The organism is Enterobacter sp. DNB-S2 (assembly GCF_019443845.1).
Taxonomy (GTDB): Bacteria; Pseudomonadota; Gammaproteobacteria; order Enterobacterales; family Enterobacteriaceae; genus Enterobacter; species Enterobacter asburiae_B.
Window position 1 is genome coordinate 1,622,463 of sequence record NZ_CP050520.1, and the last position, 25,868, is coordinate 1,648,330.

At 56.5% G+C, this 25,868-nt stretch carries 23 protein-coding genes; 14 read left to right on the forward strand and 9 right to left on the reverse strand.

Features of this window, described 5'->3' with window-relative positions; genetic code table 11:
• Positions 1-309 precede the first annotated feature (309 nt).
• Positions 310-897 (reverse strand): cytochrome b, encoded by a 588-nt coding sequence (locus HB664_RS07625; protein WP_045143162.1) that lies wholly within the window; start codon positions 895-897, stop codon positions 310-312.
• Positions 894-1,967 (reverse strand): catalase family peroxidase, encoded by a 1,074-nt coding sequence (locus HB664_RS07630; RefSeq protein ID WP_219940561.1) that lies wholly within the window; start codon positions 1,965-1,967, stop codon positions 894-896. Before HB664_RS07630 ends, HB664_RS07625 begins: the two co-directional genes overlap by 4 nt.
• A gap of 365 nt (positions 1,968-2,332) precedes the next feature.
• Here HB664_RS07630 and HB664_RS07635 point away from each other — a divergent pair, with 365 nt between their 5' ends.
• Positions 2,333-2,626 (forward strand): hypothetical protein, encoded by a 294-nt coding sequence (locus tag HB664_RS07635; RefSeq protein WP_071884809.1) that lies wholly within the window; start codon positions 2,333-2,335, stop codon positions 2,624-2,626.
• On the opposite strand, the gene HB664_RS07640 is transcribed toward HB664_RS07635, so the two are convergent.
• Both HB664_RS07640 and HB664_RS07645 read right to left on the reverse strand, forming a co-directional pair.
• Entirely contained in the window at positions 2,623-4,407 is a 1,785-nt protein-coding gene (locus tag HB664_RS07640) for a diguanylate cyclase (protein WP_219940562.1), read from the reverse strand. The two genes, HB664_RS07635 and HB664_RS07640, sit on opposite strands and share 4 nt — an antisense overlap.
• A 120-nt stretch (positions 4,408-4,527) precedes the next feature.
• A complete protein-coding gene (locus tag HB664_RS07645) occupies positions 4,528-5,637 on the reverse strand; it encodes an AI-2E family transporter (protein WP_033144729.1) in 1,110 nt (369 codons plus the stop codon).
• A 362-nt stretch (positions 5,638-5,999) separates the two neighbouring features.
• Between HB664_RS07645 and mmuP the strand changes: the two genes are divergently transcribed.
• The 6 genes from mmuP to tauD all read left to right on the forward strand — a co-directional run bounded on the left by mmuP (position 6,000) and on the right by tauD (position 11,910).
• The gene (mmuP, locus tag HB664_RS07650) at positions 6,000-7,400 is read left to right on the forward strand and encodes an S-methylmethionine permease (protein WP_023334652.1); all 1,401 of its coding nucleotides are present in this window, start codon (positions 6,000-6,002) and stop codon (positions 7,398-7,400) included.
• Entirely contained in the window at positions 7,387-8,319 is a 933-nt protein-coding gene (mmuM, locus tag HB664_RS07655; protein ID WP_045887903.1) for a homocysteine S-methyltransferase, read from the forward strand. Before mmuP ends, mmuM begins: the two co-directional genes overlap by 14 nt.
• A gap of 178 nt (positions 8,320-8,497) precedes the next feature.
• The gene (gene tauA, locus HB664_RS07660; RefSeq protein WP_023293188.1) at positions 8,498-9,460 is read left to right on the forward strand and encodes a taurine ABC transporter substrate-binding protein; all 963 of its coding nucleotides are present in this window, start codon (positions 8,498-8,500) and stop codon (positions 9,458-9,460) included.
• A gap of 10 nt (positions 9,461-9,470) precedes the next feature.
• Positions 9,471-10,238: a taurine ABC transporter ATP-binding subunit gene (tauB, locus tag HB664_RS07665; RefSeq protein ID WP_023334655.1), complete on the forward strand. Its 768-nt coding sequence runs from the start codon at positions 9,471-9,473 to the stop codon at positions 10,236-10,238.
• Positions 10,235-11,062 carry a taurine ABC transporter permease TauC gene (gene tauC / locus HB664_RS07670; RefSeq protein WP_094935822.1) on the forward strand — a complete coding sequence of 276 codons (828 nt, stop codon included), beginning with the start codon at positions 10,235-10,237 and terminating at the stop codon, positions 11,060-11,062. The genes tauB and tauC overlap by 4 nt, the downstream gene beginning before the upstream one ends.
• Positions 11,059-11,910, forward strand: a complete 852-nt coding sequence (gene tauD / locus HB664_RS07675) for a taurine dioxygenase (protein WP_045887905.1) — start codon at positions 11,059-11,061, stop codon at positions 11,908-11,910. The genes tauC and tauD overlap by 4 nt, the downstream gene beginning before the upstream one ends.
• A gap of 69 nt (positions 11,911-11,979) precedes the next feature.
• On the opposite strand, the gene HB664_RS07680 is transcribed toward tauD, so the two are convergent.
• Together HB664_RS07680 and hemB are read right to left on the reverse strand one after the other, a co-directional pair.
• Entirely contained in the window at positions 11,980-13,704 is a 1,725-nt protein-coding gene (locus HB664_RS07680; RefSeq protein ID WP_033144733.1) for a lysophospholipid acyltransferase family protein, read from the reverse strand.
• Between the two features lie 120 nt (positions 13,705-13,824).
• Complete coding sequence (gene hemB / locus HB664_RS07685; protein WP_028017695.1) at positions 13,825-14,799, reverse strand: porphobilinogen synthase; 975 nt, start codon at positions 14,797-14,799, stop codon at positions 13,825-13,827.
• A 451-nt stretch (positions 14,800-15,250) separates the two neighbouring features.
• On the opposite strand from hemB, the gene HB664_RS07690 reads away from it, so the two are divergent.
• Entirely contained in the window at positions 15,251-18,016 is a 2,766-nt protein-coding gene (locus tag HB664_RS07690; protein WP_219940563.1) for an autotransporter outer membrane beta-barrel domain-containing protein, read from the forward strand.
• Positions 18,017-18,110: 94 nt separating this feature from the next.
• Positions 18,111-18,734: a helix-turn-helix domain-containing protein gene (locus HB664_RS07695; protein WP_219940564.1), complete on the forward strand. Its 624-nt coding sequence runs from the start codon at positions 18,111-18,113 to the stop codon at positions 18,732-18,734.
• A gap of 2 nt (positions 18,735-18,736) precedes the next feature.
• Here the strand turns inward: HB664_RS07695 and ampH are convergent, their stop codons facing one another.
• Positions 18,737-19,897, reverse strand: a complete 1,161-nt coding sequence (gene ampH / locus HB664_RS07700; protein ID WP_039263885.1) for a D-alanyl-D-alanine-carboxypeptidase/endopeptidase AmpH — start codon at positions 19,895-19,897, stop codon at positions 18,737-18,739.
• Positions 19,898-20,101: 204 nt separating this feature from the next.
• Between ampH and HB664_RS07705 the strand changes: the two genes are divergently transcribed.
• The 3 genes from HB664_RS07705 to HB664_RS07715 all read left to right on the forward strand — a co-directional run bounded on the left by HB664_RS07705 (position 20,102) and on the right by HB664_RS07715 (position 23,083).
• Positions 20,102-20,635 carry an isochorismatase family protein gene (locus tag HB664_RS07705; RefSeq protein ID WP_039263886.1) on the forward strand — a complete coding sequence of 178 codons (534 nt, stop codon included), beginning with the start codon at positions 20,102-20,104 and terminating at the stop codon, positions 20,633-20,635.
• A 115-nt stretch (positions 20,636-20,750) separates the two neighbouring features.
• Positions 20,751-21,971: a peptide antibiotic transporter SbmA gene (gene sbmA, locus HB664_RS07710; RefSeq protein ID WP_033144739.1), complete on the forward strand. Its 1,221-nt coding sequence runs from the start codon at positions 20,751-20,753 to the stop codon at positions 21,969-21,971.
• 14 nt (positions 21,972-21,985) lie between these two features.
• Positions 21,986-23,083 (forward strand): DUF1615 domain-containing protein, encoded by a 1,098-nt coding sequence (locus HB664_RS07715; RefSeq protein WP_045400611.1) that lies wholly within the window; start codon positions 21,986-21,988, stop codon positions 23,081-23,083.
• Here HB664_RS07715 and HB664_RS07720 read toward each other — a convergent pair.
• The gene (locus HB664_RS07720; protein ID WP_008503287.1) at positions 23,080-23,379 is read right to left on the reverse strand and encodes a DUF2755 family protein; all 300 of its coding nucleotides are present in this window, start codon (positions 23,377-23,379) and stop codon (positions 23,080-23,082) included. The genes HB664_RS07715 and HB664_RS07720 overlap by 4 nt on opposite strands.
• Before the next feature lie 249 nt (positions 23,380-23,628).
• Here HB664_RS07720 and HB664_RS07725 point away from each other — a divergent pair, with 249 nt between their 5' ends.
• The gene (locus HB664_RS07725) at positions 23,629-23,856 is read left to right on the forward strand and encodes a DUF2754 domain-containing protein (protein ID WP_033144741.1); all 228 of its coding nucleotides are present in this window, start codon (positions 23,629-23,631) and stop codon (positions 23,854-23,856) included.
• On the opposite strand, the gene ddlA is transcribed toward HB664_RS07725, so the two are convergent.
• Positions 23,853-24,953 (reverse strand): D-alanine--D-alanine ligase, encoded by a 1,101-nt coding sequence (gene ddlA, locus HB664_RS07730; protein WP_029739746.1) that lies wholly within the window; start codon positions 24,951-24,953, stop codon positions 23,853-23,855. The genes HB664_RS07725 and ddlA overlap by 4 nt on opposite strands.
• A gap of 103 nt (positions 24,954-25,056) precedes the next feature.
• On the opposite strand from ddlA, the gene HB664_RS07735 reads away from it, so the two are divergent.
• Positions 25,057-25,740, forward strand: a complete 684-nt coding sequence (locus HB664_RS07735) for an extensin family protein (protein WP_219940565.1) — start codon at positions 25,057-25,059, stop codon at positions 25,738-25,740.
• Positions 25,741-25,868 lie beyond the last annotated feature (128 nt).

The window sequence follows — 25,868 nt, forward strand, 5'->3', positions numbered from 1 at the left end:
CGTTTTTGTTGATATAAATCCATTTTAATCAATGGGTTAGGTGTTGCGGGTGACAGGGTGTTTGATACTAGAGCGACGCTTAACTTTTTGATAAAAGCTAAAATTGCGGGCATAAATGCTCTTCTGTTTAAAAAATAATCGCTTTAATTGATGGATATTAACTTCCGCGACAATTTTAGGATGTCCTTGGCTTTTTGGGGCGCGAATCTGGAGACTAAATACGCACCCCGGTTGTGTCCGTTGTTTCAGGATGACGACGATAAGCGAGAACACGACCATTCTGATGGTGCGTGTCCCATATCGCTTGCCTTACTTCATGTCATCCTGGATGGCTGACGCCGACTTCCCCCCTTTCGCCATGCTGGAAAACACTGCGTCCCGGTAGATCCACGCATGAACGAGTGCGGCAGAGATATGGACCAGCACCACAGCAAAAAGCAACTTTGCCAGAAGGCTATGGGCGTCGTGACACCAGGCATACAGTGCTGGGCTGTTCGGGGCAATCGCCGGCAGGTTGACGCCACTAAACATCACAATCGGCAGCCCGGCTGCCGACAGTTGCGCCCAGCCCAGCAGCGGCATTGCCAGCATTAGCCCATACAGCATCCAGTGTGATGCCTTTGCTGCAAGCACCTGCCAGACGGGCAAATCAGCAGGAAGTGGGGGCGTCCGGCTGAGGAGCCGGTTGACCAGACGCACCAGTGCCAGCAGTAAAATGGCGACACCCAGCGGCCGGTGCAGGTCGATTAACCAAATCCGGTGATGTAACGACGTCATCATTGCGGCACCGATGAAAAGCATGGCCAGGATCATCACCGCCATCAGCCAATGCAGGCTTCGCGCCAGGATATTGAAATGCTGCGGCGCGTGCTCTCGCATATCTTTATTCGAGCTCATTTTACCTCCTGCTTTTGCACAGCTTCGGTGGCCTTGCCGTAGCCGATTTCCCGCTCACGGCGACTGAAAGAGTGGGAATAGGCAGCGGAACGGGCGTTTAAGATGGGATCATCAGACACCGCAACGCCTGCAGGAACAATCGAAGGGTCAAAGTTAACGTCGCGGCACGCGCCCTCGGATTGTGCTTCGACACGCGTCACTTCCAGCGTGCCGGCAACCATCTGTTTGCGTTCGTCCGGCCATGGCTGGGAAGGGTCATCCACCGGATCGCCCCGCTGTGCGAGCTGCAAAACGTAATCCCAATAGAGTGGCTTCTGCGCCAGGCGCTGACGCAGGTTTTCGAACAGGAAGTTGTCATCGGCTTTCTGTCGTTGTTCATCGCTCATAGAAAGGAAAGGCTCGTGCGGACGCATCATCCAGCGAACGGCCTGGCGATCTCCCTGCGAGTTCACAAGATAAAAGGCGTTAATGCTGTAAAACGTCGCGCCCGCGAAGCTGCCGGGCGAGGGTTTTTGTGCCGCCCATTTAAGGTATTTCTCCGCCTCCGGGTACGCTTTCAAAAAGTCTGCGAGACGCTGTGGATCCGGTTTGCCAGTGGCTGCATCGACAGCCGTGGCTTTTCGCAAGGCCAGAAAACCTTCCGGACTGTGCGTGGCGAAGAAAGGCTCGTTGTTCATCGCCATTCGCCATTGCTGCTTGTCATCTGTCTTCAGCAGCAGCGCCATGCTCAGGGTTTTGGTCGTACTATCCGGGGCATGGGGATCGCCAGTACCAATAGAGAATCGGCCCACCACGGGCACTTCCTGCTGTGAGAAGAGGCGGGAGGTTGAAAGAGAATTTGCCGAGCCGTTTGGCGTAAAGGTGCCAGCAAAGCAGATGCCTTTTCCATGCGCGCGGCGAAAACCCGGCGGGAAGGGTTTCGGTGTTTCACCCACCAGTGCCTGGCTGACCGTGCGTGAACCAAGCCAGCCCGCCGTCCATGCAAAAGCAAATGCCAGCGTACCGGCGACAACGGCGATCGATGCCAGCGCGCCCCAGGTTTTTTTGGATCTCAAATCCAGTTTCGACATAGACGTTTTTCCATAACAAAATATCTTCACATGTCATGCACAACGTATTGCGCGTGACATGTGTTAATACAGTGGCGAATATGGCTTGAGTATAAAAATTAAGGGGCGTAAAGAAAGAATATCACGAAAAGTTTAAACCTTTTCGCCGTCACAAAGGAGGGCTACTTATCACAACGGTAATTGTGGCAGGACAGGTTCTTACTGAGAAATAGTGACGAAATATGTAATTTAAAGTTTTCTATTTCTCAAGCGAGAACGTGTAAGGTTTGTTGTTCCTGACGAATTAGATTCATTGATGTAAATCAGATTATCTCTTTCATTCGCCGCTTATCGTGTGCACACCCTTCCTTAAAACGAATCAAAAAATGAAAAAAAGACCATTCTTGATGGTGCTTTGCGCTGTGTGCTGCTTTTTTGTTGCGGACATCGCTATGGCAAAAAACAGTTCAGTTTCCAGTGAACAGGTTAAAGAGAACGTTATTGCAGAGTCGATCGCATCTTATCCCGGAGTATGCGCCTGTCCTTTTAACCGGGCCAGAAACGGAAGCGCCTGCGGCAGACGCAGCGCATGGAGTAAAGCGGGAGGCTATGCTCCCATTTGTTATAAAAATGAAGTTACGGACGAGATGGTAAAGCAGTGGCGTGAAAATAATAGCTAACCTGCCTCCAGCATCCCAAAGCTCACAATCCGCGCGCGGCCCAGCTCTTTCGCCCGGTACAAGGCCACATCCGCGGCGCGCAGCAGGTTGTCAGTCTGGGCATGTTGCGGGTAGCTGGCAATGCCAATCGACACATCCACTGGCCCAATCTCGGTCAGCCCGTAGCGAAGCGACAGCTCATGCACGCTATTGTAAATCTTCTGCGCGCAGGCGTGCGCCTCTGGTTCATTGGCACCGGGAAGCAGGACCAGAAACTCCTCGCCCCCGTAGCGGAATGCGAGTCCGTTGTCATGGGCGGCACGCTGGACAATTGACGCCACGCTTTTAATCACCTGATCGCCCGCTTCATGGCCGAAGCGGTCATTGATGCTCTTGAAGTGATCGATGTCGATCATCATGCAGCTTAACGGCTCGCCGGTGCGCATCGCCTGTGCCGTTTGGGTTTGCAGGGTATCTTCCAGATGATGACGATTACGCAGGCCGGTGAGCGGGTCGAACAAGGCTTTTTCCAGCAGCGCGTCGCGCAGACGCTGGTTGGCCAGCGCCAGCCCGAGCGCTTCGGCCATCAGTTCCAGATAGGCGCGGGATGGGGCGTTGTCCGCCGTAATATTCTGGAAAGAGAGCAGGCCAATGGCCTCGCCCTGGGCGATAAGCGGCACGCACAGCGAGCTTTCAGCTTGCGATGCCGGAAGATGGTAGCAGGCGATATCCGGCTCACCGTTTACCGGCGGGTGACTCTGCCCGCGGCGCACGGCCCAGCACTCGTCAGGGTGGAAGCTCGTCTCTTCCCCAACCGGTGAAAGCCATTGCGCGACGCAGCGCATCTGCCATGGCTCCCGGTCAAGGACGTAAAGTCGCCCCGCGATCCCCGGCGCGATATTAGGCGCAAACAGCTCCGCCACGTTAATCACATCGTTAAAGTTCTCACACCCCTGCAGCCGCTGGGTCATGCGCGCCAGCAGCTCGCGGATGGCCCAGTCGGCATCGCGTTCTCTTTCCAGACGCTGTCGCGCCAGGCCGTTTTCGCGGAAGATGCGGATGGCCTGAGCCATGTCGCCAATCTCATCAATCTGGTTGAAATTGGGCGTTTCAACCGCGTAATCCTGGGATGCCAGACGGTGCACCACGTCGCTCAGGCGCACCACGGGACGCAGCACGCGGCGCTTCAATATAAAGCCGAGAACAAACAGGAACAGCAGGGCGGTCAGGCCGACCATCAGCTCAGAGGCCGTACGCAGCGCTTTCGATTTTTTTGTCGCGTCCTGAACGGAGGCGATGACGCGTTTGTCGAGTATCAGGCGGAAGTGATCGAGCTGGCTCTGCGCGCGCTCCAGCTCCTGCTCATAGGGCGCACCGTAGAGTAGCGCAACGGCCTGCGCGTCTTCTCCTCGCTCAAGGCTGGAAAGGGCGGTTTGCTGTTCGTCCTGCAGCTCATCGACGATCTTTATTCCTTCATGCAGCAGGGCCAGTTCTTCATCCGATGCGCCGTTATCCTGCAACTTTTCCAACCGAAGCTCGATGCTCTTCAGGCTGTTTTCCGCCTGGTTATATTCCTTGAGAACCTGAGGATCTTTTTTAATGACGTACAGCCGTGCTAAATCAGACTGGGCCCAGATATCGGTTTCGATATCTTCCGTGAGCTGATCAAATTTCTGCCGTTGTTCAACGGCCTGACGCTCGAGGGTATCAGCGCTGGACGCCATCAGCATGATGATGCCGGAGGCGATGGTCAGGCAGACCGTGGCACCATAGGCCCAGTTTGTTATCGTTGCGATTCGCACCTGATGATCCTTTTACGACATGAGTAGGATGGCGTTCTTTCAAATTATAGAAAACGTTTGATTTAAGGCGAAAAAAAAGGCGGCACAGCGCCGCCTGGTGTGGTCTATATCGTCACATCCTCACAATTCTGGAGGATTTTTTCCTTCTTCGATGAAGTCGGGGTCCAGCTCTTCGGCGTTACCTTCGTGATCGCGCCCTGAGAAGAGGTTCCAGCAGGCGATAAACAGCGCGGCAATGAGCGGCCCAATCACAAAGCCGTTGATGCCGTACAGCTCCATGCCGCCGAGGGTGGAGATCAGAATCAGATAGTCCGGCATTTTGGTGTCTTTCCCGACCAGCAGCGGGCGCAGGATATTGTCCACCAGCCCGACGATAATCACGAAGAAGCCGACAATAAACAGCCCTTGCCAAAGCTGATGGGTGGCGAACAGGAAGATGGCGGCGGGAACCCAGACAATCGCCGAGCCGATGGCGGGCACCAGCGAGAGGAAGGCCATCAGCGCGCCCCAGAGCACGCTGCCGTCAATACCGGCAATAGCAAACGCAATCCCGCCGAGGATGCCCTGAACCACCGCTACCGCCGCCGTTCCTTTTACCGTGGCACGCGACACGCCGACGAATTTGGCGAACAGGTGTTGCTTGGCGAAATCAGACAGCGGCAGGGAGTCGAGGATCTGGCGCACCAGATACGGGCCGTCTTTCAGCAGGAAGAACAGCAGATAAAGCATGATGCCGAAGCTAATCGCAAAGCCAAACGTGCCCTTGCCAATCAGGAACGCGCTGCCGGCGAGATATTGCCCGCCCTGCAGGGCGACATCAGAGAGTTTTTTCTGGATCTGCGCCGCGTTGGTGAGGTTGTGATCCGCCAGGAAGCCGCTGGCCCAGTCAGGCAGATGGTTGAAGATGCTCGCCACCACTTCCGGAAACTGGGTGTTGTTCTCCTGAAGCTTCGTGTAAACCACGTTCAGCTCAATGGCGAGCGAGGAGAGGATAACCATCAACGGTATAAAGACGATCAGGCAGATAATGCCAATGGTCAACAGCGAGGCAAGCCCGTTGCGATCCCCCAGCGCGGCGCGCAGCCTGTTTTTTACCGGGTTAAAGATGACGGTCAGAATGGCGGCCCACAGTATCGCGGAGAAGTAGGGCGACAGTATGTCGAAGAAGGCCCAGGTGACGAGGGCGAGAATAAAAATGAAGAAACCTTTGGTCAGTCCGTTAAAGCGCATCAGTCAGTCCTGTTACTAAGAAACTGTGTCGACTATAGAACTGATTGTGAGAATTACCAACCCTGTACCGGGTAGCGGCTGCGCCTTACCCGTCCTGCGGGCAGTGTTGCGGTATGAATCCGCTCTTCGCGGATACCACTTTCGACTGACCGAAGTTCGCCGCTTCCCGCACCATGCTGTAAGTATCTGCTTGCGGAGGTGCTTATGGCCTGGCGTCCGATTCTCTATGTGATCCTCACAACCCACCCCAGACTCAGCGCGCGGCGCGCCCGTTTGCGTCTGGTCATCTAGCTTTTTATTAACAATCGCGGTATAACACACCTTCTTTGGATGTTTAGATGTCCATACGTATAGAAGGTAATATGCAAACACAACAAGAAAATGGGCAGCTTAAGCGCACCATGAAAACACGCCACCTGATTATGCTCTCGCTGGGTGGCGTGATTGGGACAGGGTTATTCTTCAATACCGGATACATCATTTCAACGACCGGGGCGGCGGGCACGCTGCTGGCGTACCTGATAGGCGCGCTGGTGGTCTGGCTGGTGATGCAGTGTCTGGGCGAGCTTTCCGTGGCGATGCCGGAAACCGGCGCGTTCCACGTCTACGCCGCCCGCTATCTTGGCCCGGCGACGGGCTACACCGTGGCGTGGCTCTACTGGCTCACCTGGACGGTGGCGCTCGGCTCCAGCTTCACCGCCGCGGGGTTCTGCATGCAGTACTGGTTCCCGCAGGTGCCCGTCTGGGCCTGGTGCGTGGTCTTCTGCGTGGTGATTTTTGGCCTGAACGTCATCTCTACGCGCTTCTTTGCGGAAGGCGAGTTCTGGTTCTCCCTGGTGAAAGTCATCACCATCATCGCCTTTATTATTCTTGGCGGGGCGGCGGTCTTTGGCTTTATCCCGATGCAGGACGGTTCCCCCGCGCCGGGCTTAAGCAACATCACCGCCGAAGGCTGGTTCCCGCACGGCGGCCTGCCGATCCTGATGACCATGGTGGCAGTGAACTTTGCCTTCTCCGGGACGGAGCTCATCGGTATCGCGGCGGGCGAAACGGAAAATCCGCACAAGGTGATTCCGGTTGCGATCCGCACCACCATTGCGCGCCTGATTATCTTCTTTATCGGCACCGTGTTTGTGCTGGCGGCGCTGATCCCGATGCAGCAGGCGGGCGTGGAAAAGAGCCCGTTCGTGCTGGTATTTGAAAAGGTCGGTATTCCTTACGCGGCAGACATCGTTAACTTCGTGATCCTGACGGCGATCCTCTCGGCGGCGAACTCGGGACTGTACGCTTCCGGGCGCATGCTGTGGTCGCTGTCGAATGAGAAAACGCTGCCGCGCTGCTTTGCCCGCGTGAACAAAAACGGCGTGCCGCTGACGGCGCTCTCGGTCTCTATGCTCGGCGGCGTGCTGGCGCTGTTCTCCAGCGTCGTGGCCCCGGACACGGTGTTTGTCGCGCTCTCGGCGATTTCTGGCTTTGCGGTGGTGGCGGTGTGGATCAGCATCTGCGCGTCGCACTTCGTTTTCCGTCGCCGTCATCTGCAGTCCGGGCAGCCGCTCTCTGCGCTGCAGTACCGCGCGCCGTGGTATCCGCTGGTGCCGGTGCTCGGTTTTATCCTCTGCGTGGTGGCCTGTGTCGGCCTGTGGTTTGACCCAAGCCAGCGCATTGCCCTTTATTGCGGGCTTCCGTTTGTCGCCCTGTGTTATGGTGCGTACTACCTGACCCGAAATATGACATCGCAGGAGCCTGAACATGTCGCAGAATAACCCGCTTACCGCCATCCTTGAAAAACAGCCGTTTGTGGTGCTGGATGGCGCGATGGCGACGGAGCTGGAAGCGCGCGGCTGTAACCTGGCAGACAGCCTCTGGTCAGCCAAAGTGCTGGTGGAAAACCCGGAACTCATCCGTGAAGTGCATCTCGATTACTACCGGGCTGGGGCACAGGTGGCGATCACCGCCAGCTATCAGGCCACGCCTGCGGGCTTTGCGGCGCGAGGGCTGGACGAGGCGCAGTCCCGCGCGCTGATCGGTAAAAGTGTGGAGCTGGCGCGTAAGGCGCGCGAAGCGTATCTGGCTGAAAACCCGCATGCGGGCACGCTGCTGGTGGCGGGCTCCGTGGGGCCGTACGGCGCGTATCTGGCGGATGGCTCAGAGTATCGCGGCGACTACGTGCGCAGCATCGAGGAGTTTACTGCCTTCCACCGCCCGCGCGTGGAAGCGCTGCTGGATGCGGGCGCTGACCTGCTGGCCTGCGAAACGCTGCCTTCGTTTGTGGAGATCAAGGCGCTGGCGGCGCTTCTGGCCGGGTACCCCCGCGCCCGGGCGTGGTTCTCCTTTACCCTGCGCGACAGCGAACACCTGAGCGACGGCACGCCGCTGCGCGAGGTGGTCAGCGCGCTGGCAAACTCTCCGCAGATTGTCGCGCTGGGCATTAACTGCATCGCCCTGGAAAACACTACGGCGGCGCTGAGGCATCTGCAAAGCCTGACGTCGCTGCCGCTGGTGGTCTATCCGAACTCGGGCGAGCATTATGACGCGGTAACCAAAACCTGGCACCACCACGGCGAAGCGTGCGAGACGCTGGTAGGGTATCTGCCGCAGTGGCTGGAAGCCGGCGCGAAGCTGATTGGCGGATGCTGTCGGACCACGCCGAAAGACATTGCTGAGCTGAACGCGCAGCGCTGATGCCCTCACCCTGACCCTCTCCCACGGGGAGAGGGAAAAAAACGAACCGCACAAAACCAACTATCCTTTCCCGCTTTTTATCTAAAAACGAATCGTTATGAGCGATTCATTTTTATTCCTTTATCAAAATTCCCGCGCCGGAAATACTGCCCTCATAACAACAAGGGGAGCAGGCACTATGGCAATTTCATCGCGAATCACACTTCTCGGCGCCCTGGCGCTGTGGGCATTTCAGGCGCAGGCGGTGGACGTCACCGTCGCGTATCAAACCTCTGCGGAACCGGCGAAAGTCGCGCAGGCAGACAACACCTTTGCGAAAGAGAGCGGCGCGAAAGTCGACTGGCGCAAGTTCGACAGCGGGGCGTCCGTTGTGCGTGCGTTAGCCTCCGGCGACGTGCAGATCGGTAATATCGGCTCCAGCCCGCTGGCGGTTGCGGCCAGCCAGCAGGTGCCGATCGAGGTTTTCCTGCTCGCCTCGCAGCTCGGTAACTCTGAAGCGCTGGTGGTGAAGAAAAACATCACCAAACCGGAAGATCTGATCGGCAAACGTATCGCCGTGCCGTTTATCTCCACCACCCACTACAGCCTGCTGGCGGCGCTAAAACACTGGGGCATCAAGCCGGGTCAGGTACAAATCATTAACCTGCAGCCGCCGGCGATTATCGCCGCCTGGCAGCGCGGGGATATTGACGGGGCCTATGTGTGGGCACCGGCAGTGAACGAACTGGAAAAAGACGGCACCGTGCTGACCGACTCTGAAAAAGTGGGCCAGTGGGGCGCACCAACCCTCGACGTGTGGGTCGTGCGCAAGGACTTCGCCGAGAAACATCCTGAAGTGGTGAAAGCCTTCGCCAAAAGCGCGATTGACGCCCAGCAGCCGTATATCAGCAACCCGGATGAATGGCTGAAGCAGCCCGCCAACCTGGAAAAACTCTCCCGCCTGAGCGGCGTGCCGGAAGCGGACGTGCCGGGGCTGGTGAAAGGCAATACCTATCTGACGCCCGCGCAGCAGGTGCAGCAGCTGACCGGGCCGGTGAACAAAGCGATTGTGGATACCGCCACCTTCCTGAAAGAGCAGGGCAAAGTGCCTGCGGTGGCGGCGGATTACAGCCAGTACGTGACCGATCGTTTTGTGAAATAAGGAGTCCGCCATGCTGAATATTACGAACCTGTACGCCGATTACGGTGGTAAGCCCGCGCTGGAGGACATCAACCTGACGCTGGACAGCGGTGAGCTGCTGGTGGTGCTGGGCCCGTCCGGGTGCGGAAAAACCACGCTGCTGAATCTGATCGCCGGGTTTGTCCCTTATCAGCATGGCACCATTCAACTGGAAGGCAAAAAGGTGGAAGGCCCGGGCGCCGAGCGCGGCGTGGTCTTCCAGAACGAAGGGTTGCTTCCCTGGCGCAACGTGCAGGAAAACGTGGCGTTTGGGCTACAGCTTGCGGGCATCAACCGCGAACAGCGGCTGGAAACGGCGCGGGCGATGCTGAAAAAAGTGGGGCTGGAAGGGGCGGAAAAACGCTTTATCTGGCAGCTTTCCGGCGGCCAGCGGCAGCGCGTCGGTATTGCCCGCGCGCTGGCCGCGAATCCGCAGCTGTTGCTGCTGGACGAGCCGTTCGGGGCGCTGGATGCCTTCACCCGCGAGCAGATGCAAACCCTGCTGCTGCGCCTGTGGCACGAGACGGGCAAGCAGGTGCTGTTGATTACCCACGATATCGAAGAGGCGGTGTTTATGGCGACGGAGCTGGTGCTGCTCTCGCCGGGGCCGGGCCGCGTGCTGGAGCGCTTGCCGCTGGATTTCGCCCGCCGCTACGTCGCGGGAGAGCCCGTGCGCAGCATCAAATCCGATCCGCTGTTTATCGAACAGCGTGAATACGTCTTAAGCCGCGTGTTTGAACAACGGGAGGCTTTCTCATGAGCATCGTCTTCAGTGAAAAAACGCGCCGCACGCGTCTGGCGCTGCACTGGCCTTTCTCGCGCCAAATCACGCTGAGCGTCGGTACGCTGCTGGTGCTTCTGGCGGTGTGGTGGGCGGTTGCTGCCCAGCAGTGGGTCAGCCCGCTGTTTCTGCCGCCGCCGGGCCAGGTGCTGGCCAAACTCATTACCATCGCCGGGCCGCAGGGCTTTATGGATGCCACGCTCTGGCAGCACCTTGGAGCCAGTCTGGCGCGTATTCTGGTGGCGCTGCTGGCAGCGGTAATTATCGGGATACCGGTCGGGATCGCGATGGGCTTAAGCCCGACGGTGCGCGGTATTCTCGATCCGCTGATTGAGCTTTACCGTCCGGTGCCGCCGCTGGCCTATCTGCCGCTGATGGTTATCTGGTTTGGCATCGGTGAAACGTCAAAAATCCTGCTGATTTATCTGGCCATTTTCGCCCCGGTTGCCATGTCGGCGCTGGCGGGCGTGAAGAGCGCCCAGCAGGTGCGGATCCGCGCGGCGCAGTCGCTGGGGGCCAGCCGCACGCAGGTGCTGCTGTTCGTGATTTTACCGGGCGCGCTGCCGGAGATTTTAACCGGGCTGCGCATCGGCCTTGGCGTGGGCTGGTCCACGCTGGTGGCGGCCGAGCTGATTGCGGCCACGCGCGGCCTTGGGTTTATGGTGCAGTCGGCGGGAGAGTTCCTGGCGACTGACGTGGTGCTGGCAGGGATCGCGGTGATCGCCGCGATCGCCTTCGGATTAGAACTGGGGCTGCGCGCGTTACAGCGCCGCCTGACGCCCTGGCATGGAGAAATACAATGAGTGAACGTCTGACCATTACCCCGCTGGGGCCGTACATTGGCGCGCAGGTGTCGGGCCTGGATGTGACCCGTCCGCTGAGCGACAACCAGTTCGAGCAGCTGTACCACGCGGTGCTGCGTCATCAGGTTGTTTTCCTGCGAGAACAGGCGATCACCCCGCAGCAGCAGCGCGCGCTGGCCCTGCGCTTTGGCGATCTGCATATCCACCCCGTCTATCCGCATGCGGAGGGGGTGGAGGAGATTATCGTTCTGGATACCCACAACGATAACCCGCCGGACAACGACAACTGGCATACCGACGTGACCTTTATCGAGACGCCGCCCGCCGGGGCGATTCTGGCGGCGAAGCTGCTGCCGGAAACCGGGGGTGATACGCTGTGGACCAGCGGGATTGCGGCGTATGAGGCGCTCTCCGCGCCGTTCCGGACGCTGCTGAGCGGGCTGCGGGCGGAGCACGACTTCAAAAAATCGTTCCAGGAGTACAAGTACCGTAAAACGGAAGAGGAGCATCAGCGCTGGCAGGAGGCGGTTGCGAAACATCCTCCGCTGCTGCACCCGGTGGTGCGGACCCATCCTGTCACGGGCAAGCAGGCGCTGTTCGTGAACGAAGGGTTCACGACGCGCATTGTGGACGTGTCCGAGAAAGAGAGCGAGGCGCTGTTAAGCTTCCTCTTCGCGCATATCACCAGGCCGGAGTTTCAGGTACGCTGGCGCTGGCAGGAGAACGACCTGGCGATCTGGGATAACCGCGTGACGCAGCACTATGCCAATGCGGACTATCTTCCGCAGCGCCGGATTATGCAGCGGGCGACGATCCTGGGGGATAAGCCGTTCTACCGTGCGCCTTGATCCCCTCACCCTAACCCTCTCCCCAAAGGGGCGAGGGGACTGCCCGGTGCGGTTTTCACCCTCTCCCTGTTAGGGAGAAGGCTGGGGTGAGGGTATTAAATGCGCCTCTATATACCGCTGATACCGGTTCGCCTTCAGGTAACACAAATCCACCAGCACCAGTCCGTCGACGCAGTCGTTAAACGCCGGGTCGCTGCCAAAATCAATAAACTGCACGCCGCCGGGTTCGCAAAGCTCGGAATACTGCTTGTAGAGCGGCGGAATCCCGCAGCCCAGATTGCCGAGCAGGGATTTCAGCTTTGTCAGATCGTCCACGTAATCCACGCCGCCAAACTGCGCGAGCACGTCCGGCAGCGATGCGGGATACGGCTGACGTGACGCGGCGAGCGGATGCGTTGCCGGGAACCACAGGCGGTAAAAGGCCACCAGCAGATCCCGCGCGGCAGGCGGTAAGCCGCCGGAAATGGAGACCGGGCCAAACAGGTAGCGGTAGTTCGGATAACGCGCCAGGTAGGCCCCAATGCCGGACCATAAATAGTCCAGGCCACGGCGTCCCCAGTAGCGCGGCTGAATAAAGCTGCGCCCCAGCTCAATGCCGTGCTCCAGCACGTCCTGCATTTTGTCGTCGTAGTGGAACAGGCTATAGCTATACAACCCTTCCAGACCGCGACGTTCAACCTGTCTGGCGGTCGGCATAAAGCGATACGCGCCGACGATCTCCAGATCCTCATCATCCCACAGGATCAGGTGCAGATAATCATCATCGTAGCAGTCGGTGTCACGGCGTTTGCCGCTCCCTTCCTCGACCGCGCGAAAGGCAATCTCGCGCAGGCGGCCCAGCTCGCGCAGCAGCGGGGCGTCTTCCTGACCGTTGCGTTGCCAAAGATAAATGGTTTTACCGTCGCTGGTATTGCCCAGACATTCGGCCTGCGCCAGCGCGCGTTTCAGGGTGGCCCGGTCTTCCGGACGGGCAATGGCGCACTGGGTTTTAAAGACGCCAGGCAATCCCTTGCCAAGACGCATCACGTGCTGACGGCACTGTTCGGCCATCTCACGCGACGAAAGGGTGGCGCTGTGCCAGTGATGCCAGGCAATCTGCTGGCCGATTTTAATCGGCAGCTGGCTGTGGCGGCGGCGGAACATCTGCTGCATCAGCAACAGCATCGACAGCGTCGGGGAGACCAGCGTGCTGGCATAGAAGAGCAGGCTGTTATGCGCCTGAATATGCACCGGCAGCAGCGGGGCGCGCAGCTTGCTGGCGAGTTTGATAAAGCCAGAGTGCCATTTTTTATCGCGAATGCCCTTGCGCGTGGGGCGGGAAACTTCTCCGGCCGGGAAGAAGATCAGCACGCCTGCGTTTTGCAAATGCTGTTCCATCTGAACCAGGGACGATTTCGCCGTCCTGCCGCCCATATTGTCCACCGGAATAAACAGCGAGCTGAGGGGCTCAAGGTGCGTCAGCATCCTGTTGGTGACGACTTTAACGTCGCGTCGCACGCGGGAGACGGCGTACATCAGCGCCAGGCCATCCAGCGTACCCGTCGGATGGTTGGCAATAATGACCAGCGGGCCATGTTCGGGGATTTGTTCAAGATCGCGGGCGGAAACGGTGCAGAGAATATCAAGGTGTTCCAGAACTTGCTCCACCATATCCAGTCCTTTCAGGTGGCGGTGTGCTGCGGCAAATTGCTGAAATTCGTCTTCGTAAAACAGTCTTTTTAACAGACTTTTTTGCCAGGGTGCAGGCCTCGCCTGAGGCCAAAGATCGTCGAGAACGCTATCGAGGCTAAACATGGTTACTCCTCCTGCCGTCTTGCGAAGACAGTAGAAGGAGCAGATGTCGGTTGTATTGCAGTTTGGTGAAGATTAGAGCAGGCCGGGTAAGGTGAAGCCGCTACCCGGCGCTAGAGCGGATTAACGCAGAATTTTCTTCTCGGCCAGATCCAGCGCGAAGTAGCTGAAGATCAGATCCGCGCCTGCGCGTTTGATGGCGCCGAGGCTTTCGAGGACCACTTTCTCTTCGTCAATCGCACCGGCCAGCGCGGCGAATTTGATCATCGCGTACTCGCCGCTGACCTGGTAAGCGCCCAATGGCAGCTCGGTGCGCTCGCGGATGTCGCGCAGGATATCGAGATACGCGCCCGCTGGTTTCACCATCAGGCAGTCTGCGCCCTGGGCTTCGTCGAGCAGGGATTCGCGAATCGCTTCCCGACGGTTCAGCGGGTTCATCTGATAGGTTTTACGATCGCCCTTCAGCGCCGTACCGGCCGCTTCGCGGAACGGGCCGTAGAAGGAGGAGGCAAATTTGGTGGAGTAAGACATGATGGCGGTGTCGGTAAAGCCCGCCGCGTCCAGCGCCTGACGGATCGCCTGAACCTGTCCGTCCATTGCGGCAGAGGGCGCGATGAAGTCCGCACCCGCAGCAGCAGCCACGACCGCCTGTTTGCCGAGGTTCAGCAGGGTGGCATCGTTATCGACACCGTGATCGCACAGCACGCCGCAGTGGCCGTGAGAGGTATATTCGCAGAAGCAGGTGTCTGACATAACCACCATTTCCGGCACGGTCTCTTTGCAGATGCGCGACATGCGGGCAACGAGGCCATCTTCTTTCCACGCGTCGCTGCCGGTGGCATCGGTATGGTGAGAGATGCCGAAGGTCATCACCGAGCGGATCCCCGCGTTGGCGATGCGTTCAATCTCACGCGCCAGATATTTCTCCGGAATGCGCATTACGCCCGGCATGGCTTCGATGGCTTTGTAGTCATCGATCTCTTCTTCGACAAAAATCGGCAACACCAGATCGTTTAAGGTCAGGGTTGTCTCTTCAAACATAGCGCGCAGTGCAGGTGACTTGCGCAGGCGGCGGGGACGTGCAATTAAATCGGTCATGGTATGCCTGACGTTTGTGGAACAAAGAAGGCTAGTGTACCTCAAAGTGAAGACAGGTGTTTTGGTAAAAGTGGGCATTTTATTTTTGTAAAATGTGATGGGTCTGGCTTTCTGGCATCAATATATAATGCAGGGCAGTATAACGCCGAAATGGAGATGAGTTATTCATATTGTTTTTATATTAAATAGAAAACATCATTGGAAATGATTCATTATTTATTTTTATATGTGTCTTATTGTTTTGTCTGTATTTTAATGCTTTGTTTTTATAATATTTATCTGTAGTGACAGATGCTTTCTCGGTTTTGATGTGTTATTAGTCTGGATACGGACTTAATGGAAACATTCATTGAACCTTTTCGAAATGAAAATGCATAATTCCCTCCGCAATTAAACATTGCAAAATCATTGATGGACAAACTTGCTTACGTCCCTGAGGAGGGATGACCCAATGCAAACATGGAAAAAGAAACTCGTTGTATCTCAACTTGCATTAGCCTGCACCCTGGCTATCGCTTCTCAGGCCAATGCGAAGGATATTTCCGGTACGACATATAATACATTCGGATACGATAATACCGCTTCCACTCCCTGGTATTATGGCTATGCCGACTGGGATTACTCAGACGCGACCCACGACGGCGATATTTATCCGGTGATTAATAAAAGCACCGTGAATGGTGTTATTTCAACATATTATCTGGATGATGGCATCAATGGTCGGGCGAATGCGTTAAGCATTTCCAACAGTACCATTAATGGCATGATTACCTCTGAATGTATGACCCCCTCGTGTGCTGACGGCCTGGATACCAACCATTCTCAATACGATCGTTTTAGCCTGACCGTAGATAATTCCACCATTAACGATACCTATGAGCATTATGCGTATGATGTTGTGAATGGGGAAAATACGGAAAGACACTATCTGGATACGTATAATCTGGGTAATGCGATCACCCTGGATGTGGAGTCCGATATTGTCATCCAGAATAATTCCCACATTGCCGGTATTACCCTGACGCAGGGTTATCAGGAGCCGGATAATACCCCTTACGACGGTGTGGAAGGCGTAGCCAACAGCAGCAAAGTATTTACCGACACGCTGGTGGTGAAAGACTCCGTTCTGACCTCAGGCGCGTACCGCGATCTGGGGACCAGCGGGTTCTACGGTCAAACCGCGAAGCCGAGCGACTACGGTGAAACGAATGCCACGGCAGCAGATGATGCGGCGCTGATCGTTGCCGCTAGCGCGTCTGATAACGCGATGCAGACCACTGCCACGTTCGATCATTCCACCGTTACTGGCGATATTCTGTTCTCCAGCACCTTCGACAACAACTTCTATCCGAACGGCGATCCGGCAACGGATACGACTGCAGACGGTGTCTATAACCCAACCACCAACGGCTGGGATGGCACCGATAAGCTGGATGTCACCCTGACCAACGGCAGCAAATGGGTCGGCGCAGCACAGTCCAGCGTCGAGGCTATCGGCCCAGCGCAGATGTATGGCCTGGGCTACAGCAACGTAGACTGGAGTAGCTTATCCCCTAACAGCATTTGGCCGGATTCCATTTATGACAGCAACGGACACGTTGCGGGTGAAGCGGTGTATCAGAGCGGGCTGTTTAACATCGCGCTGGATAACGGCTCAGAGTGGGATACCCGCAAGCTTTCTAACATCGACACGCTGACGGTAAACAACCAGTCTCAGGTTAACGTTGAAGACTCTGGTCTGTTGGCGGACTCCATCACCCTGACCAATGCTTCATCAATGAATATTGGAGACAGCGGTGCTGTGGCGACCGACCATCTGTATCTGGACAGCTATAGCCGTGCGGCACTGACGGAAGAAACGGCCCAACTGTATGCCAACACCATCACCGTGGATAACGGTGCTGAGCTGGCGCTGGGGCTGGGTCAGGTTGATACGCACAATATGGAACTGACCGATGGCGGGGTGCTGAACGTTGCCAGCCGTGATTACGTCCTGAACAGCGATCTGAACAACGCACGCTATATCACTAACGATAAGTACAATGCCGATTACGACTACGGTGTTGTGGCAATTAACTCTGATGGCCATCTGTCAGTAAACGGTGACGTTGCAGGTAACTACCAGGTGCGCATCGACGATGCGACCGGTGCCGGTTCAGTTGCCGATTACAAAAACAAAGAGATTATTCGCGTCTATGACAATAACGCGGATACCACAGCCAGCTTTACTGCCGCAAACAAAGCCGATTTGGGTGCTTACACCTATCAGGCGCAGCAGCAGGGTGACGCCGTTGTCCTTCAGCAGAAAGAGCTGACCGACTCTGCCAATATGGCGCTGAGCATCCCATCTGCCAATACCAATATCTGGAATCTGCAGCAGGATACCGTCGGCACGCGTCTGACCAACAGCCGTCACGGCCTGGCGGATAACGGCGGGGCGTGGGTGAGCTACTTCGGTGGCAACTTCGACGGTGACAATGGCGTTATCAGCTACGATCAGGACGTGAGCGGTATTATGGTGGGTCTGGACACCCAGATTGACGGTAATAACGCGAAGTGGATCGTCGGTGGTGCGGCAGGTTTCGCGAAGGGTGATACCAGCGATCGTACCGGTCAGGTCGATCAGGACAGCCAGACTGCGATGATCTATGCGTCAGCGAAGTTCATGAACGATCTGTTCCTCGACAGCTCCCTGAGCTACACCCGCTTCAACAGCGATCTCTCTGCCAACACGAGCAACGGTCAGTATGTTGACGGCAATACCACGAATGATGCTGTTGGTTTTGGGCTGAAGCTGGGCTATGACTGGAAACCAAACCTCTCTGGCTACGTTACGCCATATGCAGCCGTATCTGGCCTGTTCCAGTCTGGCGATGATTATCGTCTTAGCAATGACATGCGCGTAGATGGACAATCATACGATAGCCTGCGTTATGAACTCGGTGTTGATACGGGGTACACCTTCAACTACGGCGGCGAACAGGCTCTGACGCCTTACTTCAAACTGGCCTACGTCTATGACGATGCCGATAACAATGCCGATATTAACGGTGACAGCATTGATAACGGCGTGAAAGGCTCCGCTGTGCGGGTAGGGCTGGGCACCCAGTTTAGCTTCACGAAGAACTTCAGTGCGTACACCGATGCCACTTATCTGGGCGGCGGCGACGTTGATCAGAACTGGGGCGCAAATCTGGGCGTGAAATATACCTGGTAATGAATAAAAGCGGGGGAGTGGTTATCTCCCCCGCTTTTTATAGAAGCAATAAAAATAATATTGGACCGACAAATACGGATGACTTGAGGTCTGCATGAACGTTAATGCGAAACCGCTTTCTGAATTACGCCGGCTCGAACAGTATTTAACAGCGGCCAGTACCCCTTTTACATGTGCGCCCCAGCAATTAATTACGTCAGAGGAATGGAATGAGCCTTGTACGATCGTATTACAAACCGGCGTTATAGAGGTTTATCGAACTTCTGATGAATTACTGGTGGGGATTGCGACTGCCCCTTTTATATTCGGGCTATCTACGGTGGTGATTAATCACTCTCACGAATACAGGGTGATTGCTAAAACGGCCTGTACCGGTTTTTATTTGCCCACGGAAACCACCCGTCAACTCATCCAGCAGTATTCACTCTGGAAAGAGGCCTTCTGCTGGTTATCCTGGATAACTTACATTCTCGAGAAACGCGATAAGCAGCTGGTGGGAAATAATTCCTATCACCAGATCCGCTCGATGCTGCTGAATATGGCGGAATGGGATGAAACGCTGCGTTCAAAAATCGGTGTGATGAATCATATTCAACAGAGCACACGAATTTCACGTTCCGTTGTTGCCGAGGTGCTTGCCGCCCTGAGGCAGGGAAATTATATCAACATGAGCCGGGGCAAGCTGGTCAGCATCAACCGCTTGCCCACGGAATATTAAAATTAGTTAGACGCGGTGAGAACCTGGGCTTTATTGGCGCTCAGTTCAGCCACTAAGTTATTAATCCCGTCACTCATATTGACGAAACGCGTATGCGGGGAGCGGGTGACCACCACAAATGCGCCCACGTTTGACTGCGGGATCATGGCCATATAGGTGATGAATCCACCGCCGCCGCCTGTTTTCTGAATAATACCCGGACGGCCATTTTTCGGTGCCATATAGACCCAGCCCATACCGAGCGCGTCGGCTTTACCCGGCACGTCCATCCCGATGACGCGTTGCAGCTGAGTGCGCTGATAAATCAGGGTCTGCATGCGATCGGCCTGGCTGCTGCGTGCGTAGAAATCTGAGGAAAGGAACTGCTGCATCCAGCGCATCATGTCGCCAGGCGTGGAATAGACCCCGCCGCTGCCCACGGCCGCGAGCGTATTATTACAGGGGCTAGCGCCTTTCTCCGCCACCATCAGGCGACGGCACTGATCCGGAGACGGGGTAAAGGTGGTGTCTTTCATACCCAGCGGACGGGTTATCTGCTCTTCAAAAAGCTGCGTGTAGGGTTTGCCAGCCGCCGTTGAAAGGGCGTCCGCCAGCAGGTCAAAGGCCAGGTTTGAATAAGAGGCCTGCGAACCCGGCGCCGCCTTCAGCGTGGCGGTACTAAGGTAGCTCCAGCGCTGGTCGCGCGTTGGCCAGACAAATACGTCACGGTGCGCCGCCCCGCCTGGCTGCTCACGCGGCAGGGCGCTGGTGTGGGTGGCAAGGTTCACAAGCCGAATCGGCGTACCCTGCCAGGTTGGAACCCGGGCGCCTGGAGGCGCGTATTTGCTGAGCGGGTCGTCGAGTTTTACCACGCCCTGATCGAGCAGTTTCACCAGCATTTCGCTGGTCATCAGCTTGGTTAAGGACGCGATGCGAATAACGGAATCCAGCTGCGGGTGAACGTTATTTCCTGGGCGCGTCTCGCCAAAGCTGCGGAACACACGCTGGTTGCCGTCGATGACGACCATCGCCATCCCGGTCGCACCGCTGCCGTAATAGATAAGGTTCGCGTAGCGGTCGGCAATATCTGAAGCTAAAACGGGCGCCGTCAGCGGTTGGGCTGCCTGGGCGGTAGAAAAGCTCACCGCACACAGCGCGGCAAAAGAGAGCAGACAACGTTTCAACGAAAAGCATCCATGAAGTGAATGAAGAAAGTAATGGGTATTTATACTACTAATCGGTACCGCGCAATGCCCCGAATTGCATAACGATAGCGAGAAAAACGTAACCATGGGTAAATATGAACAATTTACTTACGAGCCATCTCCCATTTTGTGACATCGGGCTTATGATAGGCACCAGTGTCACTCAATCTTACGGAGAACGGTATGTCTGAGAAGCGTGTGGTTATGGTTGTCGATATGCAGAACGGGGTATTTGAAACCCCTCGTCATCAGCGCGAAAAATGTGTCTCTCTGATCAACCAGCTTACGCAGGCAGCCGACAAGGTCATTTTTATTCAGCATACCGAGGCAGGGGGCCTGGAAGAGGGAAGTGAAGGGTTTGCGCTACTGCCTGAACTCCATCAGCCAGCTGACGCGCTATATGTGACCAAAACCGCCTGTGATGCCTTCTATAACACCGTGCTTGAGGCGCTGCTGCGTGAGCAGGGCATTCGCGAGTTTGTCATCTGCGGCTGCGCCACCGATTACTGCGTCGATGCGACGATCAAGAACGGCGTTAGCCGGGGTTATCACATCACCGTGGCGGAAGATGCCCATACTACCGCCAATCGCCCGGCGGCAGATGCGCAGATCCTGATTAACCACCACAACGACGTCTGGCGTAACTTCATCGCGCCGGCGAATCCTCTCGCGGTGAAACGCACCGAAACAATTCTCGAAAACTGGAAAGCGAACTAATAATCAACCCTCGGGTCTGACCTTTTTGCCTGAGTCGGGAGGCTGGCTCGGGCAGGTTTTTCATGTGGTAACGTGTTGTGCACAGCAACAGCCATAACAACAAGAAGGAAGCATTATGTTTAAGTCTTTTTTCCCAAAGCCGGGGCCTTTTTTCCTGTCGGCATTTATTTGGGCACTCATCGCTGTCATTTTCTGGCAGGCGGGCGGCGGCGCATGGCTGACGCGCATCACGGGAGCAACGGGCGAGGTGCCGATTAGCGCGGCGCGCTTCTGGTCGCTGAGCTATCTGCTGTTTTACGCCTATTACACGGTATGCGTGGGGCTGTTTGCGCTGTTCTGGTTTATGTATTCTCCGCACCGCTGGCAGTACTGGTCTATCCTCGGCACATCGCTAATTATCTTTGTCACCTGGTTCCTCGTGGAGGTGGGCGTGGCGGTTAACGCCTGGTATGCGCCGTTCTACGATCTGATCCAGACCGCGCTGAGCTCGCCGCATAAGGTGACCATCAACCAGTTCTATCATGAAGTAGGCGTCTTCCTCGGTATCGCCCTTATTGCGGTGATTATCGGCGTGATGAACAACTTCTTCGTCAGCCACTACGTTTTCCGCTGGCGTACCGCGATGAACGAACATTATATGGCGCACTGGCAGCACCTGCGCCATATCGAAGGTGCCGCACAGCGTGTGCAGGAAGACACCATGCGTTTTGCCTCCACCCTTGAAGACATGGGCGTCAGCTTTATCAACGCCATCATGACGCTAATCGCCTTCCTGCCGGTGCTGGTGACGCTCTCGGCGCACGTGCCGGATCTGCCGATTGTCGGCCATATTCCTTATGGTCTGGTGATTGCCGCGATCGTCTGGTCGCTGATGGGCACGGGCCTGCTGGCGGTGGTGGGGATCAAACTGCCGGGCCTGGAGTTTAAAAATCAACGCGTGGAAGCCGCTTACCGTAAAGAACTGGTTTACGGCGAAGATGACGCCAACCGCGCCTCGCCGCCAACCGTCCGCGAGCTGTTTGGCGCCGTGCGTCGTAACTACTTCCGACTCTACTTCCACTATATGTATTTCAACATTGCCCGTATTTTGTATCTACAGGTGGATAACGTTTTCGGTTTGTTCCTGCTGTTCCCGTCGATTGTTGCGGGTACGATTACGCTCGGTCTGATGACGCAGATCACCAACGTTTTCGGTCAGGTTCGCGGGTCGTTCCAGTACCTGATCAGCTCCTGGACCACCCTGGTAGAACTGATGTCCATCTACAAACGTCTGCGCAGTTTTGAACGTGAGCTGGACGATCGTGACCTGCAGGAAGTCACTAACACATTTAGCTAATACAGGAAGTTGCTATGTCTTTTGCCGTACCGCGCGCGTTACCGTTGTCCTTGCTGGCCGCTCTTGTGCTGGCAGGCTGTGCCGAAAAAGGGGCCGCTCCGCTCAAAAAGGGGGAGAAGCCCGTCGATGTGGCGAGCGTTGTGCGGCAGAAAATGCCCGCCAGCGTGAAGGATCGCAACGCGTGGGCAGATGCGCTGGCAAAAACCTTTGAAAGCCAAAAGATCGCGCCGACCGAGGAGAATATCTGCTCGGTGCTGGCGGTGGCGCAGCAGGAGTCGATGTACCAGTCAGACCCGGTGGTGCCAGGCCTGAACAAAATTGCCTGGAAAGAGATCGACCGCCGCGCGGAGTCCATGCATATCCCGGTTTTCCTCGTGCATACCGCGCTTAAAATCACCTCGCCGAACGGCAAAAGCTACAGCGAACGGCTGGACGCGGTGAAAACCGAAAAACAGCTCAGCGCCATCTTTGATGATTTCATCAGTATGGTCCCGATGGGGCAGAAGCTGTTTGGCTCACTGAACCCGGTACACACCGGTGGCCCGATGCAGGTAAGCATTGCGTTCGCGGAGAAGCATACCGACGGCTATCCGTGGAAAATCGACGGTACGGTGCGTCAGGAGGTCTTCTCCCTGCGCGGTGGGCTATGGTTCGGCACGTATCATCTGCTGAACTATCCGGCGAACTACAATGAGCCGCTGTACCGCTTTGCCGACTTTAACGCGGGCTGGTATGCCAGCCGTAATGCGGCATTCCAGAGTGCGGTCAGCCGCGCAAGCGGCGTTAAGCTGGCGCTGGACGGCGATCTCATCGCTTACGGCAGCAGCGAGGCGGGAAGCACCGAGCTGGCAGTACGGAAATTATCGACCACGCTTGGCTTGAGCAACAGCGACATTCGCCGTCAGCTTGAGAAAGGCGACAGCCTGGCCTTTGAGAAAACGGATCTGTACAACAAGGTGTTTGCGCTTGCGGAGCAGAAAAGCGGGAAAACGTTACCGAGGGCGATCCTGCCGGGGATCCAGCTGGAAAGCCCGAAGATCACCCGTAACCTGACCACCGCATGGTTCGCAAAACGCGTGGACGATCGCCGGGCGCGCTGTATGGGGCTTTAACGGCGACGGCGAAAGCGCAATACTAACGCCACAACGCCCAGAATCATACATCCCGCGAGGAAGGGGATCAGGCCGAACAGGGTGCTGACGCCAAAGCCAATCTCAACTCGCGGGCGTCCGTTATCCTGCACCTGCATCAGGTGTTCATAAACGCCAGGGGCATGGACCAGCATATTGAGCAGCTGGGAACCGGCCCAGAAGCAGAACAGGACAAACAGGGCATAAGCGATATTACCCGCCGTGGAGGTTTTTGGTTTGCCGCCAAAAATCGGTTTCGACAATGTAAAGTCAGCCATGTTGACCTCCCGTGGTATCACTCTGTTTTAATACGCGTCTTACGGGGTGAGTTTGACAGGTCATCGCATTTGTCAATATCAGAATCGTGGTAATTTGCGCGCCGGAATCCTCCTGGATTGCCGATTTCTGCAGCACATCACAATTTCATCACTTAAGTGAAATTGCGTCGCGTTTCAGAATTTCCGTATCTGCCACAGACCTGGCCGTAAAACTGTGAGAGGATGTCTTTTTTTCCTGCCGGAGTTGTTATGAAGCTCACGTCCAAACTACGCCGTGATTGGCACTACTACGCCTTTGCTATCGGGCTGATCTTTATTCTTAACGGTGTCGTGGGCCTGTTGGGGTTTGAAGCAAAAGGATGGCAAACCTATGCCGTCGGGCTGGTGACCTGGGTGATAAGTTTCTGGCTGGCGGGGTTGATTATCCGCCGTCGTCCTGAAGAGACGACAGCGGATGAGGCGAAGCGCGCCGATTAACCGTTTACGGAACTTTTAAGCGCGCTGTCGGCGGCGTGACGCTCCAGCGCCAGTTCGATCAGGCGGGTGATCAGTTCCGGGTAGCTCAGGCCGCTGGCCTGCCACAGTTTCGGATACATGCTGATGTTTGTGAACCCCGGCAGCGTGTTGATTTCATTGATCACCACTTCGTTTTCCGGCGTCAGGAACACATCCACGCGCGCCATGCCGCAGCAGCCGAGCGTCTGATAAGCGCGAATGGCGATCGCCCGGATCTTATCGTTAATCGCCGGATCGATATCCGCAGGAACGACAACCTGCGCGCCTTTGTCATCAATGTATTTGGTGTCGTACGAATAGAAGTCGCTGTTTAACACCACTTCGCCGCAGGTGCTCGCCTGTGGAAAATCATTGCCCAGCACGGCGCACTCAATTTCACGGCCTTTGATGCCCTGCTCAACCACCACTTTATGGTCGAACTCAAACGCCAGACGGACAGCCTGCGTGAACTCTGCTTCGCTGGTGACTTTGCTGACGCCCACGGAGGAGCCCTGGTTTGCAGGCTTCACAAACAGCGGCAGACCCAGTTCTCCGCTAATTTGCGCGAAGCTGTGCTTGTCGCGGTTGGCGCGGGTGAGGGTCACGAATGGCGCAATATTCAGCCCGGCATCGCGCAGCAGGCGTTTGGTGACGTCTTTGTCCATGCACGCGGCAGAGCCGAGGACGTCCGAGCCGACGAACGGCAGGTTGGCCATGCGCAGCATGCCCTGCAGGGAACCATCTTCGCCCAGGGTGCCGTGAACGATAGGGAAGACAACGTCGATCTGGGCGAGTGCCTGCGCGTTGCCGGCATCGATGAGCTGCCCCTTCACGACGCCGGGTACGGTGGCGACGCTCACTTCCGAAGGATTAAGGGCGATGTGCGCCGGATCGTGAGCATTCAGCAGATACTGGCTAGCATCGTTAACGTGCCACTGCCCCTGTTTATCAATGCCCAGCAGCACGACGTCGAAACGGCTTTTATCGATCGCATCGACGATATTTTTGGCCGATTGCAATGACACTTCGTGCTCCGCTGATTTTCCCCCAAAGACAATACCTACGCGCTGCTTAGCCATCTCACTCTCTTCCAGTCTGACGAAAAGCCAATAACATACCACGATGCCCGGCGGGTTTCGCGGCCTTCTGCCATAATGTTTTGGGGAATGTTGAGGGGGGAGAGTGAAAGGAAAAACGCTGCTGACCATTTTCATCATTGTGGCCGTTGCAACGGTGGGTTACCGCTGGTTGCCGCCTTACTACAACCCTTTCATGCCGCTGACGCTTGACGACCCGCCGGGCCGTATCACCCAGTATAAGCTTCGGCGCCTAACACCCCAGGCGTGCGCAAGCCTGCTTTCGCAGGCTAACCAAAGAGCTCTCATCCGCACCCAGCCGGTGGCCGACAGCGGCGGCGCGTGTCCGCTTAACAACGTCGTGCGCGTGCGTGACTTCGGCCCGGTCGGCCTGAACAGCAGCTTTCTTGCCAGCTGTCCGCTGGCGCTCAGCTCTGCGCTGTTTATCAGCCAGCAGGCCCGGCCGTTGACAAAACGCTATACGGGCAGCGATCTGGCGCGTATCGAGCATCTCGGCAGCTTTGCCTGCCGCAACATTTACCACCGCCCTGACGCGCGACGCAGTGAGCATGCCACGGCGGAGGCGCTGGATATCGCCGCCTTTCGGCTAGCGAACGGGGAGCGCGTCACGGTGCTGAACGGCTGGAAGGCGGCAACAACGCAGCCATGGCTGAAGGCCATGCTGGCGGCAAGCTGCGGCTACTACGGAAACGGCCTGGGGCCGGAGTATAACGCGGCGCATGCCAACCATTTTCATCTGGGAATGCGCGGTTTCGGACTCTGTCGGTGAAGCATAATATTCCGCCAGAAAATGGATGGATTGTGACTTATTTCACAAATATGATGACTGGGAAGATAAAACACCAAAGTCAGTCGGGCCGCATCTCTGGTGCGACGTCAAAACGCGTAACTTGCTAA